The sequence below is a fragment of the Streptomyces sp. SID14515 genome (assembly GCF_010548505.1).
Taxonomy (GTDB): Bacteria; Actinomycetota; Actinomycetes; order Streptomycetales; family Streptomycetaceae; genus Streptomyces; species Streptomyces caviscabies.
Genome location: NZ_JAAGMH010000138.1, coordinates 52,856 through 70,009, shown reverse-complemented (window position 1 = coordinate 70,009; position 17,154 = coordinate 52,856). Strand labels below are relative to the sequence as shown.

17 protein-coding genes, 1 other RNA gene and 1 pseudogene are annotated in these 17,154 nt (G+C 69.9%); 15 read left to right on the top strand and 4 right to left on the bottom strand.

Annotation, left to right across the window (positions count from 1 at the left end; all coding sequences use genetic code 11):
• Window positions 1–196 precede the first annotated feature (196 nt).
• A complete protein-coding gene (gene prfB, locus G3I54_RS33550; RefSeq protein ID WP_097871292.1) occupies window positions 197–1,303 on the top strand; it encodes a peptide chain release factor 2 in 1,107 nt (368 codons plus the stop codon).
• A 331-nt stretch (window positions 1,304–1,634) separates the two neighbouring features.
• Window positions 1,635–2,567: a hypothetical protein gene (locus tag G3I54_RS33545; protein ID WP_164620355.1), complete on the top strand. Its 933-nt coding sequence runs from the start codon at window positions 1,635–1,637 to the stop codon at window positions 2,565–2,567.
• A 167-nt stretch (window positions 2,568–2,734) separates the two neighbouring features.
• Here the strand turns inward: G3I54_RS33545 and G3I54_RS33540 are convergent, their stop codons facing one another.
• Window positions 2,735–2,935 carry a hypothetical protein gene (locus G3I54_RS33540; protein ID WP_003968786.1) on the bottom strand — a complete coding sequence of 67 codons (201 nt, stop codon included), beginning with the start codon at window positions 2,933–2,935 and terminating at the stop codon, window positions 2,735–2,737.
• Window positions 2,936–3,195: 260 nt separating this feature from the next.
• Between G3I54_RS33540 and ftsE the strand changes: the two genes are divergently transcribed.
• From ftsE to ssrA, 5 genes are all read left to right on the top strand, one after another.
• Entirely contained in the window at window positions 3,196–3,885 is a 690-nt protein-coding gene (gene ftsE, locus G3I54_RS33535) for a cell division ATP-binding protein FtsE (RefSeq protein WP_003968787.1), read from the top strand.
• Window positions 3,886–3,939: 54 nt separating this feature from the next.
• A complete protein-coding gene (gene ftsX, locus G3I54_RS33530; RefSeq protein WP_164620353.1) occupies window positions 3,940–4,857 on the top strand; it encodes a permease-like cell division protein FtsX in 918 nt (305 codons plus the stop codon).
• Between the two features lie 68 nt (window positions 4,858–4,925).
• A complete protein-coding gene (locus G3I54_RS33525; protein WP_164620351.1) occupies window positions 4,926–6,113 on the top strand; it encodes a S41 family peptidase in 1,188 nt (395 codons plus the stop codon).
• 18 nt (window positions 6,114–6,131) lie between these two features.
• A complete protein-coding gene (gene smpB / locus G3I54_RS33520) occupies window positions 6,132–6,620 on the top strand; it encodes an SsrA-binding protein SmpB (protein ID WP_093688819.1) in 489 nt (162 codons plus the stop codon).
• A 95-nt stretch (window positions 6,621–6,715) separates the two neighbouring features.
• Window positions 6,716–7,103: a transfer-messenger RNA gene (gene ssrA, locus G3I54_RS33515) on the top strand.
• Between the two features lie 131 nt (window positions 7,104–7,234).
• On the opposite strand, the gene G3I54_RS40065 is transcribed toward ssrA, so the two are convergent.
• Genes G3I54_RS40065 through G3I54_RS33500 form a run of 3 tightly spaced genes read right to left on the bottom strand, consistent with a single transcriptional unit; the run spans window position 7,235 to window position 8,549 of the window.
• Window positions 7,235–7,441 carry a KTSC domain-containing protein gene (locus G3I54_RS40065; protein ID WP_164620350.1) on the bottom strand — a complete coding sequence of 69 codons (207 nt, stop codon included), beginning with the start codon at window positions 7,439–7,441 and terminating at the stop codon, window positions 7,235–7,237.
• A 32-nt stretch (window positions 7,442–7,473) separates the two neighbouring features.
• Window positions 7,474–7,683, bottom strand: coding sequence for a DUF397 domain-containing protein (locus G3I54_RS33505; protein ID WP_164620348.1), 210 nt, complete (start codon window positions 7,681–7,683; stop codon window positions 7,474–7,476).
• Complete coding sequence (locus G3I54_RS33500; RefSeq protein ID WP_164620346.1) at window positions 7,680–8,549, bottom strand: helix-turn-helix transcriptional regulator; 870 nt, start codon at window positions 8,547–8,549, stop codon at window positions 7,680–7,682. Before G3I54_RS33500 ends, G3I54_RS33505 begins: the two co-directional genes overlap by 4 nt.
• A 714-nt stretch (window positions 8,550–9,263) precedes the next feature.
• Here G3I54_RS33500 and G3I54_RS39145 point away from each other — a divergent pair.
• From G3I54_RS39145 to G3I54_RS33460, 8 genes and pseudogenes are all read left to right on the top strand, one after another.
• Window positions 9,264–9,422 carry a hypothetical protein gene (locus G3I54_RS39145; RefSeq protein WP_203687554.1) on the top strand — a complete coding sequence of 53 codons (159 nt, stop codon included), beginning with the start codon at window positions 9,264–9,266 and terminating at the stop codon, window positions 9,420–9,422.
• A 105-nt stretch (window positions 9,423–9,527) separates the two neighbouring features.
• A complete protein-coding gene (locus G3I54_RS33490) occupies window positions 9,528–9,683 on the top strand; it encodes a hypothetical protein (RefSeq protein WP_239144699.1) in 156 nt (51 codons plus the stop codon).
• 33 nt (window positions 9,684–9,716) lie between these two features.
• Window positions 9,717–10,055, top strand: a pseudogene (locus tag G3I54_RS33485) (LysR family transcriptional regulator); the annotation flags it as partial.
• A gap of 162 nt (window positions 10,056–10,217) precedes the next feature.
• Window positions 10,218–10,901, top strand: coding sequence for a hypothetical protein (locus tag G3I54_RS33480; protein WP_164620344.1), 684 nt, complete (start codon window positions 10,218–10,220; stop codon window positions 10,899–10,901).
• A gap of 87 nt (window positions 10,902–10,988) precedes the next feature.
• Entirely contained in the window at window positions 10,989–13,142 is a 2,154-nt protein-coding gene (locus G3I54_RS33475; protein WP_164620342.1) for a glycosyltransferase, read from the top strand.
• The gene (locus G3I54_RS33470) at window positions 13,139–14,335 is read left to right on the top strand and encodes an acyltransferase (protein ID WP_164620341.1); all 1,197 of its coding nucleotides are present in this window, start codon (window positions 13,139–13,141) and stop codon (window positions 14,333–14,335) included. The genes G3I54_RS33475 and G3I54_RS33470 overlap by 4 nt, the downstream gene beginning before the upstream one ends.
• 152 nt (window positions 14,336–14,487) lie before the next feature.
• Window positions 14,488–15,819, top strand: coding sequence for a nitrate/nitrite transporter (locus G3I54_RS33465; protein WP_164620339.1), 1,332 nt, complete (start codon window positions 14,488–14,490; stop codon window positions 15,817–15,819).
• A gap of 143 nt (window positions 15,820–15,962) precedes the next feature.
• Window positions 15,963–17,105, top strand: coding sequence for a uroporphyrinogen-III synthase (locus tag G3I54_RS33460; protein ID WP_164620337.1), 1,143 nt, complete (start codon window positions 15,963–15,965; stop codon window positions 17,103–17,105).
• Window positions 17,106–17,154: the final 49 nt, after the last annotated feature.

Here is a 17,154-nt window from a genome sequence, read left to right as displayed (position 1 = left end):
ACCCTCGGTGTCGCCGCCCTCGCCCTCTGCGCGGCCGTCGCGGTCGGCGGCTGGCTGGCCACCGGCGGCGGCGACGGCGGCCCGGCCCCCCAGGACAGCGAGAACTCGGCCCCGGCGACCCCATGAGCGCACCCCTTTTCCGGGCCGGTTCCCGGGGGAGGGCAAGCTTCATCCGGCCAGCCGTTACGCTGGACCCGTGGCAGTCGTCGATATTTCCGAAGAGCTGAAGTCCCTCTCCTCGACCATGGGGTCGATCGAGGCCGTCCTGGACCTGGATGCGCTGAGGGCGGACATCGCCGCGCTCGAGGAGCAGGCTGCGGCGCCGTCCCTGTGGGACGACCCGGAGGCGGCCCAGAAGATCACCAGCAAGCTTTCCCACCTCCAGGCCGAGGTCCGCAAGGCCGAGACCCTGCGCGGCCGCATCGACGACCTCGAAGTCCTCTTCGAGCTCGCCGCGGACGAGAGCGACGCCGACGCCCAGGCCGAGGCCGAGGCCGAGCTGGAGTCGGTGAAGAAGGCGCTGGACGAGATGGAGGTCCGCACGCTCCTCTCCGGCGAGTACGACGCGCGCGAGGCCCTGGTGACCATCCGGGCCGAGGCCGGCGGCGTCGACGCCGCGGACTTCGCGGAGAAGCTCCAGCGCATGTACATCCGCTGGGCCGAGCGGCACAACTACAAGACCGAGGTCTACGAGACCGCCTACGCCGAAGAGGCCGGCATCAAGTCGACCACCTTCGCCGTGCAGGTCCCGTACGCCTACGGCACGCTCTCCGTCGAGCAGGGCACCCACCGCCTGGTCCGCATCTCGCCCTTCGACAACCAGGGCCGCCGCCAGACGTCCTTCGCGGGCGTCGAGGTGCTCCCGGTGGTCGAGCAGACCGACCACATCGAGATCGACGAGTCCGAGCTGCGCGTGGACGTGTACCGCTCCTCGGGTCCCGGCGGACAGGGCGTCAACACCACGGACTCCGCGGTCCGTCTGACCCACCTGCCCACCGGCATCGTCGTCTCCTGCCAGAACGAGCGCTCGCAGATCCAGAACAAGGCGTCCGCGATGAACGTCCTCCAGGCGAAGCTCCTCGAGCGCCGCCGCCAGGAGGAGCAGGCGAAGATGAACGCGCTCAAGGGCGACGGCGGCAACTCCTGGGGCAACCAGATGCGTTCGTACGTCCTGCACCCGTACCAGATGGTCAAGGACCTGCGTACGGAGTTCGAGATGGGCAACCCCGAAGCGGTCTTCAACGGCGAGATCGACGGCTTCGTCGAAGCGGGCATCCGCTGGCGCAAGCAGAGCGAGAAGTAGCCTCGGCGGTACGGAGGTTGGGCCCGGACAGGCGACTGTCCGGGCCCTCCTGCGTTGGGGAGAACCTGTGCCCGATGCGTCACAGTCGTGCTTCCGAATAGCCGTCAAGAACCCCCATACCGGTGTGTAGTGCACGGAACGGCCTTGACGTAATCCTTAACTCTGGCCAGGGTGCTAGAGCAGCATGCGTATGTCTGGGACGGGTGTGAACCGGGGGGCGGGCGGGGTGACCACGACACGATGTGGCCTTGCCGAGAGTGATTCCCCGCAGGGCCCACGGCCCGCATATGGCTGCTCCAATGACGAGATCGGCTACTGGGGGTAGCAACACATGACGAAGAAGACGCGGGTTCGCGTCGCGCGGATCGCCGCTGGTGCGGTTATAGCCGCGGGTGCCTCGCTGACCGCTGCCGGTGCGGCGCAGGCGCTGGACCTCAGCGGTTCGAAGGACTCCACGATCACCACCCAGGACGAGACCGAGGACGGTCTCATCGGCGGCCTCATCCAGGGCACCACCGATGGTGGCGACCCGGGCGGCGTCGACGCGGGCGCCGACGGCGGTGCTGCTGACGGCGGTGTCGAAGGTGGCGTTCACGGTGGCGTGGATGGCGGAGTCGACGGCGGCGTTGACGGTGGTGTCGACGGCGGCGTAGATGGTGGCGTTGACGGTGGTGTCGATGGCGGTGCCGATGGTGGCGTTGACGGCGGTGCTGACGGTGGCGTCGACGGCGGTGCCGATGGTGGCGTCGATGGCGGTGCCGATGGTGGCGTCGATGGCGGTGCTGACGGCGGCGTAGATGGTGGCGTTGACGGCGGTGCCGATGGTGGCGCTGACGGTGGCGTCGACGGCGGCTCGGGCAACAATGGCGGCTCCGGCAACAACGGCGGCTCCGGCAACAACGGCGGTTCCGGTAACAACGGTGGCTCCGGCAACAACGGCGGCGGCGACCAGGGCGGCACCACCGGCTCCACCGGTGGCTCCACGGGCGGCTCCACGGCCGGCTCCACCGGCGGTTCCACCACCGGTGGCGACGACGCCGGCACCTGCACCGTCGACCTCGACGGCGCCGAGTGCACCGACGGCACCGACACCGACAGCGTCGGCAACAAGCCGGTCGAGCAGAGCAAGGGCAAGGAAGAGCTCGCCGAGACCGGTGCGGCCGAGACGACCTTCCTGGTCATCGGCGCCGCGACGATGATCGCGGGCGGCATCGGCTTCCGTATCCTGCCGCGCCTCGTCGGCGGCGGTCGCACGGTCGCCTAGCGCGCACGGCACGACACAGCATGACGAAGGGCCCGGGAGGGCGTACGACGCCTCCCGGGCCCTTCTGCGCGTCCGGACCGCTCAGGCGGCCGTACGCATACGTCTGTCAGCCCCGACGGGGCGATGAGGGGCGGCCCCGGAGGGCCGTACGCGCGTGCGGGCCGGGATCAGGCCGCTTGGTGCGCCAGCAGCGCGAGGGCGGTCAGCAGCACCACCATCAGGGCGATCAGCATCGCCGGGCTCATCCCGGCCAGCGGGCCCTGGCCCTGCTCCTCCAGCATCTGCTGCCGCACGGCACGGCAGACACGGCAACGGCCCTCGCTCACGGGCGACGCGCAGTTCGCGCACACCAGTCGGTCATAGGTCATGCGCATTCCTCCTCCCGCGCGGCGGAGCCGCTTGCCTGCTTTCTCTCCGCACAACGCTCACGGAAACGCAACCGTTCCCCCCACCACTGTGCCAGCTCGCGGCGATTTCGGCGCGGCCCGCCGGACAAGGTCCGGCACGACCCGTTTCGTTCCGGCGGTCGATCCGCCATAAATCGCCCATTGCCGGACGCCGCCTGCACGCGTGAGCCCGGTTCGCGTATGGTCACGCTCACCTACTCCCGGCCGACCGTGGTGCATCCGTGATCCGATTCGACAACGTCTCCAAGACCTACCCGAAGCAGACCCGACCGGCTCTGCGCGATGTCTCGCTGGACATCGAGAAGGGTGAGTTCGTCTTCCTGGTGGGGTCCTCCGGCTCCGGCAAGTCGACCTTCATGCGACTGATCCTGCGCGAGGAGCGCGCCAGCACGGGCATGGTCCATGTGCTCGGCAAGGACCTCGCGCGGCTGTCCAACTGGAAGGTGCCGCAGATGCGCCGCCAGCTGGGGACGGTCTTCCAGGACTTCCGCCTGCTGCCCAACAAGACGGTCGCGGAGAACGTGGCCTTCGCGCAGGAGGTCATCGGCAAGCCCCGCGGCGAGATCCGCAAGGCCGTGCCCCAGGTGCTCGACCTCGTCGGCCTCGGCGGCAAGGAGGAGCGGATGCCCGGTGAGCTCTCCGGTGGTGAGCAGCAGCGTGTGGCCATCGCCCGCGCCTTCGTGAACCGCCCCATGCTGCTGATCGCGGACGAGCCGACCGGCAACCTCGACCCGCAGACCTCGGTCGGCATCATGAAGCTGCTGGACCGGATCAACCGGACCGGCACCACCGTGATCATGGCGACCCACGACCAGAACATCGTCGACCAGATGCGCAAGCGCGTCATCGAGCTCGAGCAGGGCCGTCTCGTACGCGACCAGGCACGCGGCGTCTACGGCTACCAGCACTGACCGAAGGGCTTCGGCCCTTCGTGCATTTCGAGCATCGAGTACTGAAAGGACGCCATGCGCGCCCAGTTCGTCCTGTCGGAGATCGGCGTCGGTCTCCGCCGCAACCTCACGATGACCTTCGCGGTCGTGGTCTCCGTCGCCCTCTCGCTCGCCCTGTTCGGCGGTGCGCTGCTGATGCGCGAGCAGGTCAGCACGATGAAGGACTACTGGTACGACAAGGTCAACGTCTCGATCTTCCTCTGCAACAAGAACGACGCCAAGGACATGCCCAAGTGCGCCAAGGGGGCTGTCACCAAGGAGCAGAAGGATCAGATCGAGACCGATCTGAAGAAGATGGACGCCGTCGAGACGGTCCACTTCGAGACGGTCGACGAGGCGTACAAGCACTACCAGGAGCAGTTCGGCGACTCCCCGATGGCGGGCAACATCACGCCCGACCAGATGCAGGAGTCCTTCCGGGTCAAGCTGGACGACCCGCAGAAGTACAAGGTCGTCGCGACGGCCTTCGCCGGACGCGACGGGGTGCAGTCCGTCCAGGACCAACGGTCCATCCTGGACAACCTCTTCGAGCTGATGAACGGCATGAACGTCGTCGCGATCTACGTGATGATCCTGATGCTGGTCATCGCGTTGATCCTGATCGTCAACACCGTGCGCGTCTCCGCGTTCAGCCGGAGACGTGAAACGGGCATCATGCGCCTCGTGGGAGCCTCCGGCTTCTACATCCAGGCCCCCTTCATCATGGAGGCGGCCGTCGCCGGCCTGATCGGCGGCGTACTGGCCTGCGGCATGCTGCTCGGCGGCCGGTACTTCCTGATCGACGGCGGCCTCGCGCTCCAGGAGAAGCTGAACCTGATCAACTTCATCGGCTGGGACGCGGTCCTCACCAAGCTTCCGCTGGTGCTCGCGATCGGTCTGCTGATGCCCGCCGTCGCCGCTCTGTTCGCGCTGCGCAAGTACCTGAAGGTGTGACATGTGCCCCCTGGGGCGCACGGGTGATCGCCCGTGCGCCCCAGGGGGCTTGTCCTAGACTCGTCGCCATGTCGGGCTCCGCTCAACGCTTCGGGCCCCGCGGTCTTCGCCGCGGGGCGGCCCTGACATTGGTCTTCGGGTGTGCTCTCGCCACCGCCGCCGCGACCGGTTCGCTGCCGCAGGATCCCGAGCCCGGGGCCGGGGCGCAGACCCGTGCCGTCTCCTCCACCGTCGCCCCGGTCGACCGCGAGGAGATCGAGGACGCCGCCGCCGCGGCCGAGGCCGACGGGAAGTCCGTGAAGGACGCCGCCGAGGAGGTCGTCAGCCGCAGCGGGGACCGCTGGGGGGCGGTCTACGACGAGCGGGAGTACGAGGAGTTCGAGCAGGCGCTGGACGGTACGTACACCGGCGTCGGGCTCTCCGCCCGGCGCACCGCCCACGGCGGCGTCACCGTGTCCCGCGTCCAGCCCGGCGGTCCCGCCGACCGGGCCGGCATCCGTACCGGCGACCTGCTGCGCACCCTGGACGGCCGCGCGGTCGGCAAGCGCCCGGTGGCGGAGATCGTCGCGTTACTGCGCGGAGACGGTACGGGAGCGGCCGAGGGCAGCCGGGTGGAGCTCGGGCTGGTCCGGGAGGGCCGGAGCTGGACCGAGACCCTGCGGCGGGCCCGGCTGACGACCGAGCCGGTCACCGTGCGACGGCTGGGGGCCGAGTCCTCGTCGGCGGTCCTGATCAAGGTGGCCGCCTTCACCAAGGGTGCGGGGGCCGGCGTCCGGGACGCCGTGCGGGACGCTCCCGAAGGGGCCGGGATACTGCTCGATCTGCGCGCCAACTCCGGCGGGCTCGTCGCCGAGGCCGTCGTCGCCGCCTCCGCCTTCCTGGACGGCGGGCTGGTCGCCACGTACGACGTGCGCGGCGAGGAACAGGCCCTGTACGCCGATCCGGGCGGTGACACGGACCGGCCGGTCGTCGTCCTGGTCGACGGCGGCACGATGAGCGCCGCCGAGCTGCTGACCGGTGCGCTCCAGGACCGGGGCCGCGCGGTCACCGTCGGTTCGCCCACCTTCGGCAAGGGCTCCGTGCAGATGCCGAGCAAGCTTCCGGGCGGTTCGGTGGCCGAGCTGACCGTCGGCCACTACCGCACTCCGGGCGGCCGTACGGTCGACGGCCGGGGCATCACACCCGACCTCGTGGTGGGGGAGAGGGCCCAGCAGCGGGCCGAGACGGTATTGAGTGGCCTCGGGGGTGGGTCGTAGTGCGAAAATGACCGCACTATGGCGAAGGAAAAAGACACCGGGCGCAAGATGATCGCGCAGAACAAGAAGGCGCGGCACGACTACACGATCCTCGACACCTACGAGTGCGGCCTCGTCCTCATGGGTACGGAGGTCAAGTCCCTGCGCATGGGGCGGGCCTCCCTGGTCGACGGCTTCGTCCAGATCGACGACCACGAGGCCTGGCTCCACAACATCCACGTACCCGAGTACGTCCAGGGCACCTGGACCAACCACGCGGCGAAGCGGAAGCGCAAGCTGCTGCTGCACCGGGCCGAGATCGACAAGCTGGCGTCGAAGTCGCAGGAGAGCGGTCACACGATCGTGCCGCTCGCGCTGTACTTCAAGGACGGCCGGGTCAAGGTCGAGATCGCGCTGGCGAAGGGCAAGAAGGAGTACGACAAGCGACAGACGCTCCGCGAGAAGCAGGACACGCGGGAGACGAACCGCGCCATCTCGGCGGCCCGCCGTCGGCAGCGCAGCGCCTGAGGCCCCCACGGGGAATACGGTGGCATCGTCCGGCGTTGGTCACGTACGATGGGCCGTGCACCTCAGCGAAGGTGCGCGTTTTGAAAAAACAACATGGGGATGATCGGTTTCGACAGCGGATGTCGAAGCAGGGGAAGCGAGTCGAGGAAGCGGCAATGATCTCGTAAACCATATGTCGCAAACAATAATCGCCAATTCCAAGCGCGATTCCTCCGCCTTCGCCCTCGCTGCCTAATTAGCAGCTAAGCGAAGACTCTGCGGAGTGTCAGCCCGGGGGTGATCCCGACCCGGATCCTGGCATCAACTAGGGATCTAAACTTCTCGGCCCGGCCACGGGGCCGAGAAGGAAATCAAACAGTGGCTGGGCCTGTCGGAGGCTTGTTCGCGTGACCTCCGGGGCCGAGAAAAGCGTAGCGAACTGCACTCGGAGAAGCCCTGGTTCCGCACCGTTGGACGCGGGTTCGATTCCCGCCATCTCCACCACCCCATGTAAGCCTCCGCCCCGCGAGTTCACTCGCGGGGCGGAGGCTTTTCGCTGTCCGCCACTGGTGGTGGCCCTGTTGGCGCCACCTTCAGCTACGAAGGTGACGCCTTCCGGCGCCATCGGTACGGCACTAGCGAATCCGACGTGTTGGGTACCGGTCGATCACGGACAGATGCAGGAATCTGCCCTTGCTCGCCGCACGCATCAGCTGACCGTGCAGTTCGGCCGGGATGCCGGAGTACTGGTAGACGCGTCCATTGCGGAACTCGACCTCCAGAACATGGTTCTCGTAACCGACGGCTCGGAGGTTGGACGAAGAAACCGGTACACGCTGCACTGATCCCCTCCTAGGGTCATCTTTCGCGCGGATCAGTCCTCGTACACGCCGGCTTTCACGCCGACGGTGAAGGCGGTCCACTGGGCCGGACCGAAGTGGAGACGGGGGCCGTGTTGGTTCTTGCTGTCGCGGACTGCCCGGCCGCCGTCGGAGAGGGGGGCCACCTCCACGCAGTTGTCCTGCTGGCCGCTTGCGGTGGCCTTGACGAACGGGCCGACGACGGTGGGGGCGGCGGTGCTCATGATGGCTTCCTCTTGTCTTGTTCGCGGCGCATCAAGTCCATGATGTCGGTGATGCGCGTCAGTGAATCGGCCGGGCTCAGCGCGCTGGCCCGGAGGTTGTCGAAGGCGTCCGAGAACGCGTCGAGCTGTCCGGACTGGTCCATGAACAGCGTCCCGGTCAGGTTGGCCACACAGGCGATGCTGGGGTCCGCCGGGAAGTCGAAGAGCACGAAGGGGCTTTGAACGCCCGCGTGCGCGCCCGCCTCGAACGGGAGCACCTGCAACGTGATGTTGCTCCGCTCCGTGAGGCGGGTCAGATGGTGGAGCTGGTCCAGCATCACCGTGTAGCCGCCGACCACCTGACGCAGGGCACCCTCGGTCACGATCGCCCAGATCTTCGGGGGCTGTTCGGCGTCCAGGATGGACTGGCGCTCCATCCGCACCTTGATGAGCGAGTCCACGTGGCCCGGCGGCAGGACCGCCGGTCCGGCCGTGATGATGTGGCGCGTGTAGTCCGGCGTCTGCATCAGGCCCGGCACGATCATGCCCTCGAACGTCCGGATGCCGGCCGCCGAGCCCTCCAGCGCGATGAAGTCGCGGTACTCGCGCGGCAGCGCGTCCTCGTAAGCGATCCACCAGCCACGGGACTTGGCGTCCTTCGCCGCCTCGACGAAGGCGGTGATCTGCTTCTCGTCGGTGACGTTGTAGAGGGCGAGCAGGGCCTTCAAGTCGGTACGGGAGACGCGGACGTCGCCGCTCTCTATCCGGCTCATCTTGGACTGGGAGAAGCCGAGTTCGGCGCCGACCGCCTCGGCCGTCAGGCTGGCCCTGCGGCGCAGTTGCCGCAGGTCCGAACCCAGGCGGCGGCTCCTGATCGTCTGGCCCATCGTGCTCCTCGTGTGGTGTCGGTGCTCAGTTTGCCCGCTGGTCCGGCGGGAGCGCCAGCAAGTAGATATGCATACATGCGAAAGGGTACTTGCAAGTCGGGAGTATGCAGAGCTACGGTGGCTTCGTCGGTCACGGAACGTCATTTCATGATGGCGAAGCGTGGCAACGCCCGTGGTGCGGGCGGGAATTTCGCCTGCCCGTACCGCATGCCGAGAGGTGAACTCTGGTGTCCAGCGAAGAGCCGACCTTTACCTTTCCCGTCGCCGAGGAGTCCGTCCGGGCGGCTAGAAAATCTGTGCGTGGGGTGATGCGGGACTGGGGGTTCACTGGCGAGCTTTCGGAGACCGCCGAGCTTCTCGTCAGCGAACTCGTCACCAACGCCGTCCTGCACGCCACGGGCAGCCCCTCCTGCCATGTGACCTGTGCGCGGTCCGCAAATGCCATCACCGTGACGGTTGTTGACCACGGGAGCGGCTTCCCGGTCGTCCGGCACGGGGACCTGAACGCCACCTCGGGGCGAGGCATGCTCCTGGTGGAGAGCCTCACTGACGACTGGGGCGTACGCGCCCTGCCGCACGGCAAGGCCACCTACTTCGTCCTCTCCGTGCCGCAGCCGCAGCCCGGCGACCCCTCGGCCGGAGGACCCCGCGCTCTGGAGGAGCCGCGTGTCACACAGGTCCGGACCGGTGCCGGGAACGACCCCGGGACTCCGGGTGCCATTGGTCCGGGGCGAACCGGCCGCGTACGTCCTGCATTTCGGCCCGCACGGAGAGCGGCGCGAGGCGCTCACCACCGCTCAGCTCATGTCGCTCGTCGTGGACGCCGCCGGAGAGCTCGGGTTCGTGCTCTCGGCGCCCCCGCGCGGCTCGTGAAGGGCCGACTCGCCGCCCACGTAACCCTTTTACCCTCGAAAGGCTGATCCTCCATGCACCGACCGATGTACGCCGAAGCGCTCGTCGAAGGCAGCGCGGCCGCCCGTGACCTGGCCGAGGCCCTGCGACTGGCGGGGCTTCTCCCTGCCCTCCCTGTACGGCGGCACCCCCACCATCACCGACAAGGCGCTGGTCCACCTCGGGGGCGCATCCGCCGAACTCGTACGCGAGTTGGCCGCGTGGATCCGCGAACGGGTCTGAGTCCCGTACCGGCTGTGGGCCGGCCGGCTCGACGCCGCGCAGTTGTTCGCCGCGTGGGACATCGAGCCGGCCCCGCCTGTTCCGCTCGCCGTCGGGGTGGCCGAATTTCATGGGGTCATGTCGAAAGCGGGTCACCCTGTGCTCGCTGTTGTCGGTTTTCCGCCGCTGCCGGGCACGGTGCTGCGCCCGCTCGTCGATCCGGTTCCGCTTTCGCCGGTGGCGCTGGTCTGGCACAAGGGGCTCAACCACCCCGGCGACAACGCGCCGCGGAACCCTACTGACCAGTTGGCACTTGCCGATGGCCGACCGGTCCCGCTGTCCGGCCACTGGTCGCTTCGGGGCGATCCGTCACCGATGCGCAACCGTTCCTGATCAACTCCGTTCAGGGGCACTTGGGCGTCAATGCCGTGCGCTACATTCATCGTCCGGGTGCATGTACGCCAGGTTCTCGGACGGGTGGGGACCCAGTCCGACAGTAAAGAACCAGTCAAATTCGGTGTGCCCGATTCTTTGAGTGGGGGATGGGCCGCACCTGTGGACAATTGGCGCGAAGGCAAGAGAACCGGGCATACGCATGAGCCCAACGACGCGACGATCCAGCTCGACGGACTGGGCCGTCAACTCGCCGAACTGCCCGGCGAACCCACTCCGCCGGACGGCTCCGACGGCCCCGTCTTCGTCGACGAGAGCGGCCGCCGCAGCAAGACCTTCCGACGTCTCGGCTGGGTCCTGGCCACGGTCTGCGCCGCCTACGCCGTGACGCTGGTCCTCGCCGTCCTCGGCGGAAACTCCAGCGCCCCCTGGCTGCCCCTGTCCGAGCCCAAGGAGGAGGCGCGGGCGGAGCAGGTCGAGGAGGCCCCCGCGCCCGCCGACGCCGCCGACGCCCCGTCCGGCGACACCACGGAGCCGGGGCCCGAGGCCTCCGGCTCCGCGACGCCCGGTGCGTCCGGCGCCCCCGACGGCGCGACCCCGTCGGCCACCTCCGTGCTCGTGCCCGCCGGATCGGCGAACCGCCCCTCCGCGTCCACCTCGGCGGACCCGTCCCGTACCACCGGGGGAGGCGGCGCGGGCGGGGCCACGAAACCGGCCCCCGCCACCTCGACCGCCAAACCGCCGGTCGACCCGACGCAGCCGCCGCCCGGGACGGAGCCGCCCGTTCCGACGACGCCGCCCGCCGAGACCCCCGAACCACCGGTGCAAGAAGAGAGCGCCCCGTAAATGAACTCCCCCGCCACGCGGGGCAGGAACGGCAAGGTCAGCAGGAAGAGGAAGGCGCCACGCGGCCGGAGCCGGCTCAGGCTCCCCATGCGCTACCTCCTGCCGACGACGTTCCTCGTCGCCCTGCTCGCGATGCTGATGCTGCGCGGATACGTGCACAGCGAGATCCTCGCCGACCACCGCGTCCGCGACGCCGACTCCCACACCCGGGTGCCGAAGGACGTCCGCTCCGGCGGACCCGTCATCGACGCCCGCTCCGGTGACGCCGAGACCCTGCGCATACCCGACCACCGGATCGTCCTGACCTTCGACGACGGGCCCGACCCGGTGTGGACGCCGAAGGTGCTCGACAAGCTGAAGGAGTACGACGCCCACGGCGTCTTCTTCGTCACCGGCAACATGGCCGTCCGCCACCCCGAGCTGGTCGAGCGGATGGTCGCCGAGGGCCACGAGATCGGTCTGCACACCTTCAACCACCCCGACCTCTCCTACCAGTCCACCGAGCGCATCGACTGGGAGCTGTCGCAGAACCAGCTGGCGCTGGCGGGCGCGGCCGGCATCCGCACCTCGATCTTCCGGCCGCCGTACTCCTCGTTCTCGTACGCCATGGACGACAAGTCCTGGCCGGTCACGGAGTACATCGGCAGCCGCGGCTACCTCACCGTCGTCAACGACACCGACAGCGAGGACTGGAAGCGCCCCGGCGTCCGCGCCATCGTCGAGCGGGCCACGCCGAAGGACGGCAAGGGCGCCGTCATCCTGATGCACGACTCCGGCGGCGACCGCTCGCAGACCGTGGCCGCGCTCGACACCCTGCTGCCGGACCTCAAGAAGCAGGGCTACACCTTCACCCGGCTCACCACCGCCCTGGACGCCCCCAGCGCCCACACCCCGGTCACCGGGTTCGCGCTGTGGAAGGGCAAGGCGTTCGTCTCCGCCGTCGCCGTGTCCGAGCGGATCACCGGCGTCCTGGTCGTCGGGCTCGCCGTGATCGGCGTCCTGGTGCTGGCCCGCTTCGGGCTGATGCTGCTGCTCTCTTTCCTGCACGCCCGCAAGGTCCGCCGCAGGAACTTCAGCTGGGGCGCGCCCGTCACCCGCCCGGTCTCCGTCCTCGTCCCCGCGTACAACGAACGGGAGTGCATCGAGGCCACCGTGCGCTCGCTGGTCGCGAGCGAGCACCCGATCGAGATCATCGTCATCGACGACGGCTCCACCGACGGCACCGCCGACCTCGTCGAGGCGATGCGGCTGCCCCGCGTACGGGTCGTGCGCCAGCAGAACGCGGGCAAGCCCGCCGCCCTCAACAACGGCATCCGGCACGCCCGTTACGACATCGTCGTGATGATGGACGGCGACACCGTCTTCGAACCGGCCACCGTCCGCGAGCTGGTCCAGCCCTTCGGCGACCCCCGGGTCGGAGCCGTCGCGGGCAACGCCAAGGTCGGCAACCGCGACTCGCTCATCGGCGCCTGGCAGCACATCGAGTACGTGATGGGCTTCAACCTGGACCGCCGGATGTACGACGTGCTCGGCTGCATGCCCACCATCCCCGGCGCCGTCGGGGCGTTCCGCCGCGAGGCCCTGGAGCGGGTCGGCGGGATGAGCGAGGACACCCTCGCCGAGGACACCGACGTCACCATGGCCCTGCACCGGGACGGCTGGCGCGTCGTGTACGCGGAGAACGCCCGCGCCTGGACCGAGGCGCCGGAGTCCGTGCAGCAGCTCTGGTCACAGCGCTACCGGTGGTCGTACGGCACCATGCAGGCGATCTGGAAGCACCGCCGCGCGGTGATCGAACGCGGGCCCTCGGGCCGGTTCGGGCGGGTCGGGCTGCCGTTCGTCTCCCTCTTCATGGTCGTCGCCCCGCTGCTCGCGCCGCTGATCGACGTGTTCCTGCTGTACGGGCTGGTCTTCGGCCCGACCGGCAGGACCGTCGCCGCCTGGTTCGGCGTCCTGGTGGTCCAGGCGGTCTGCGCCGCGTACGCGTTCCGGCTGGACAAGGAGCGGATGACACACCTGATCTCGCTGCCGCTCCAGCAGATCCTCTACCGCCAGCTCATGTACGTCGTGCTGCTCCAGTCCTGGATCACCGCGCTCACCGGCGGCCGGCTGCGCTGGCAGAAGCTCCGCCGCACCGGCGCGGTGGAGGCGCCCGGCGGCTCGTCCGCCCAGCGCCCCGGGCCCGCCCCGGACGCCGGGCCCGTCAGCGGCGACAGCACGGACCGGAGGCCCTACGTATGACCGCCCCGCCCTTTCCCCGGTCCGCCGCCCCGGACCCCACGGTGCCGCCGGCCGCCCCCGTGCAGACCGCCGAACCCGTGAAGTCCGTCAAGCCCGGCCGCGACCGGTACTTCGACCTGCTGCGGGCCCTCGCCCTCTTCCGGGTCGTCCTCTACCACCTGACCGGCTGGGCCTGGCTGCCCATCGTCTTCCCCTCCATGGGCGTGATGTTCGCGCTGGCCGGGACGCTGATGGCCCGCTCGTTGAAGCGGCCCGCCGTCCAGGTCATCCGCGGCCGCGTCCGCCGCCTGCTGCCCCCGCTGTGGCTGCTCGGCGCGATCGGCGTCACCGGCATGCTCGCCCAGGGCTGGGGCCCGGACGCCGAGGGCCACCCCGGCTGGTGGTGGCAGCACCTCCTGTACTGGGTGCTGCCGCTCAGCGATCCGCCGTACGCCTACGACGTGGCGGGCATCGACGGCTTCCTCGGCGAGAGCTGGCCCGAGGAGCTGGCCGGACCGCTCTGGTACATCCGGGCCTACCTCTGGTTCGTGCTGTTCTCGCCGCTGATCCTGCGCGGCCTGCGCAAGCTGCCCTGGCCCACGCTGCTGGCGCCGCTCGCGCTCGCCGTCGTGATGCGCCTGGAGCTGTTCTCCACCACCGACCGGCTCGACTCCGCGATCACCGACTTCTCCACCTTCGGCGCCTGCTGGGTCCTCGGCATGGCCCACCAGGAGGGCGTACTGAAACGGCTGCCCTCCTACCTCGTACCGTCGATCGCCCCGCTCTTCGCGGGCGCGGGGCTGTGGTGGGCGAGCCACGAAGGGTTCCGCAGCGGCTTCGACCTGGACTCCATCCCGCTGGCCCAGGCCCTGTGGTCCTTCGGCTGTGTGCTGCTCCTGCTGCACTACAGCCCGTCCTGGACCGAGTGGCCCGGGCGGCTGCGGGCCTTCGACCGGCCCATCACCCTGCTCAACTCGCGGGCCGTGACCGTCTACCTCTGGCACAACGTCTGCATCCTGACCGCCGCCACCCTCTACGACCGGCTCTGGTCGGTCGACGCGCTCAGCGAGAACGTGCCCTGGCTGCTGGAGAGCTGGGTGCCCGTCCTGCTGATCACCTGGGCCCTCATCGCGCTCTGCGTCCTCGCCTTCGGCTGGGCCGAGGACGTCGCCGCCCGCCGCCGGCCGAAGCTCTGGCCGGACGGGCAGCCGTAGCGGTTCATCTCACCGGGCCGGGAACGGCCCGGTGAGAGCAAGGTTGCGCACCGGTCACCTCGCGGCACCACGCCGAAACGCGGGCTCCCTAGCGTCGGGGCAACACCCCGAAGCGACGGGGACACCACCCCGACCCCCTGTGGAGGCGCGTGATGGCAGGCCGCTGGATCGAGACCTGGGAGCCGGAGGACGAGACGTTCTGGCGGGAGAAGGGCGAACGCGTCGCCCGCCGCAACCTGTGGTTCTCCGTGCTCTCCGAGCACATCGGATTCTCCGTCTGGACCCTGTGGTCGGTGATGGTCCTGTTCATGGGACCGGAGTACGGCATCGACCCGGCCGGGAAGTTCTTCCTCATCTCGACCGCCACCCTCGTCGGCGCGCTGGTGCGGGTGCCGTACACCTTCGCCGTCGCCCGGTTCGGCGGCCGCAACTGGACGATCTTCAGTGCGGTGAGCCTGCTCGTCCCGACGCTGGCCGCGTTCTGGGTGATGGAACCGGGCACGCCATACGCCACCTTCGTCGCGGTCGCGGCGCTCACCGGGATCGGCGGCGGCAACTTCGCCTCCTCGATGACCAACATCAACGCCTTCTTCCCGCTGCGCAGGAAGGGCTGGGCGCTCGGCCTCAACGCGGGCGGCGGCAACATCGGCGTCCCCGTCGTCCAGCTCGTCGGCCTGCTCGTCATCGGCGCCCTGGGCGCCTCGCACCCCCGGATCGTCCTCGGCGTGTACCTCCCGCTGATCGTCCTGGCCGGCGTCTGCGCCGCCCTGTACATGGACAACCTGCGGCCCGTGAAGAACGACACCGGGGCCGCGCTGGAGGCCGTCCGCGACCCGCACACCTGGATCATGTCGGTCCTCTACATCGGCACCTTCGGCTCGTTCATCGGCTACAGCTTCGCCTTCGGCCTGGTGCTCCAGACCCAGTTCGGCCGGACCCCGCTCCAGGCCGCCTCGCTCACCTTCATCGGCCCGCTGCTCGGCTCGCTGGTCCGGCCCGTCGGGGGTCGACTCGCCGACCGGTACGGCGGCGCGCGGATCACCCTGGCCACCTTCGCCGCGATGGCCGCCGCCACCGGCGTCGTCATCCAGGCCTCGGGCAACGCCTCGCTGCCGGTCTTCCTCACCGGTTTCACCGCCCTGTTCGTCCTGACGGGCCTCGGCAACGGATCGACGTACAAGATGATCCCCGGCATCTTCCACGCCAAGGCGCTGGCCCGGGGCCTCGACGGCGAGGCGGCCGCCGCCCACGGACGGCGGCTCTCCGGCGCGGCCATGGGCCTGATCGGGGCCGTCGGCGCGCTCGGCGGGCTGGCCATCAACCTCGCCTTCCGCCAGTCCTTCCAGACCTCCGGCACCGGAACCGCGGCCTTCTGGTCCTTCCTCGCCTTCTACGGCGTGTGTTTCACCCTCACCTGGGCGGTATACCTTCGCCGCCCCGCACCCGTGACCGCACGGGCCCAGCTCGGTTACGCGGAGGTGTGAGGAGACCCCGTGGAACGACCCTCCGGCGTCGTGCGACGTAACGGCCGGGAAATACGGGGGAACCGAGCCTGTCACGCACCGTTGGCAGTCTCGGGCCTCCGCACATCGCGTACCAGCGGGAACACGGGAGCCGGGGACACGCCATGCAGGACGACGACACAACGCACGGCCCCCTCGCGGGCTTCACCGTCGGGGTGACCGCCGCCCGTCGCGCCGAGGAGCTCGGCACCCTCCTCAAACGCCGCGGGGCCGCCGTCCTGCACGCCCCCGCCCTGCGGATCGTGCAGCTCGCCGACGACAGCGAACTCCTCGCCGCCACGAAGGAACTCATCGGCCACGCCCCCGACATCGCGGTCGCCACCACCGCGATCGGCTTCCGCGGCTGGATCGAGGCGGCCGACGGCTGGGGCATCGGCGACGCCCTGCTGAAGACGCTGGGCCGGGTCGAACTCCTCGCCCGGGGCCCCAAGGTCAAGGGCGCCATCCGGGCCGCCGGGCTGACCGAGACCTGGTCGCCCGGGTCCGAATCGATGGCCGAGGTCCTCGACCGGCTGCTCGCCGAAGGCGTCGCCGGCCGCCGGGTCGCCCTCCAGCTGCACGGCGAACCGCTGCCCGGCTTCGTCGAGTCGCTGACGGCCGCGGGCGCCGATGTCGTCGTCGTACCCGTCTACCGCTGGATGCCGCCGCAGGACCTCGCCCCGCTCGACCGGATGCTCGACGTCACGGCCGCCCGGGGCCTGGACGCGATCACCTTCACCAGCGCCCCCGCCGCCGCCTCGTTCCTCGGCCGCGCCGAGACCCGCGGACTGCTTCCCGAGGTCCTCGGCGCGCTGCGCGACGACGTACTGGTCGCCTGCGTCGGACCGGTCACCGCCCTTCCGCTCCAGGCCCGGGGCGTCACCACCCTCCAGCCGGAACGCTTCCGGCTCGGCCCCCTCGTCCAGCTGATGTGCGCCCACCTCCCGGCGGCCGCCCGCATCCTGCCCGTCGCCGGCCACCGCGTCGAGATCCGGGGCCACGCCGTCCTCGTCGACGACGAGCTGCGCGCGGTGCCGCCCGCCGGCATGGCCCTCCTGCACGCGCTGGCCCGCCGCCCCGGCTGGGTGGTGGCCCGCGCCGACCTGCTGCGGGCGCTGCCCGGCAGCGGCAGCGACGAGCACGCGGTGGAGACCGCGATGGCCCGGCTGCGCACGGCGCTGGGCGTGCCCCGGCTGATCCAGACGGTCGTCAAACGCGGCTACCGGCTGGCGCTGGACCCGTCGGCGGATACGAAGTACGGGCGCTGAGGGGGCGTACGGGAAGGGGCGTACGGACGTCCCGCCCGGCCCCGGTTAG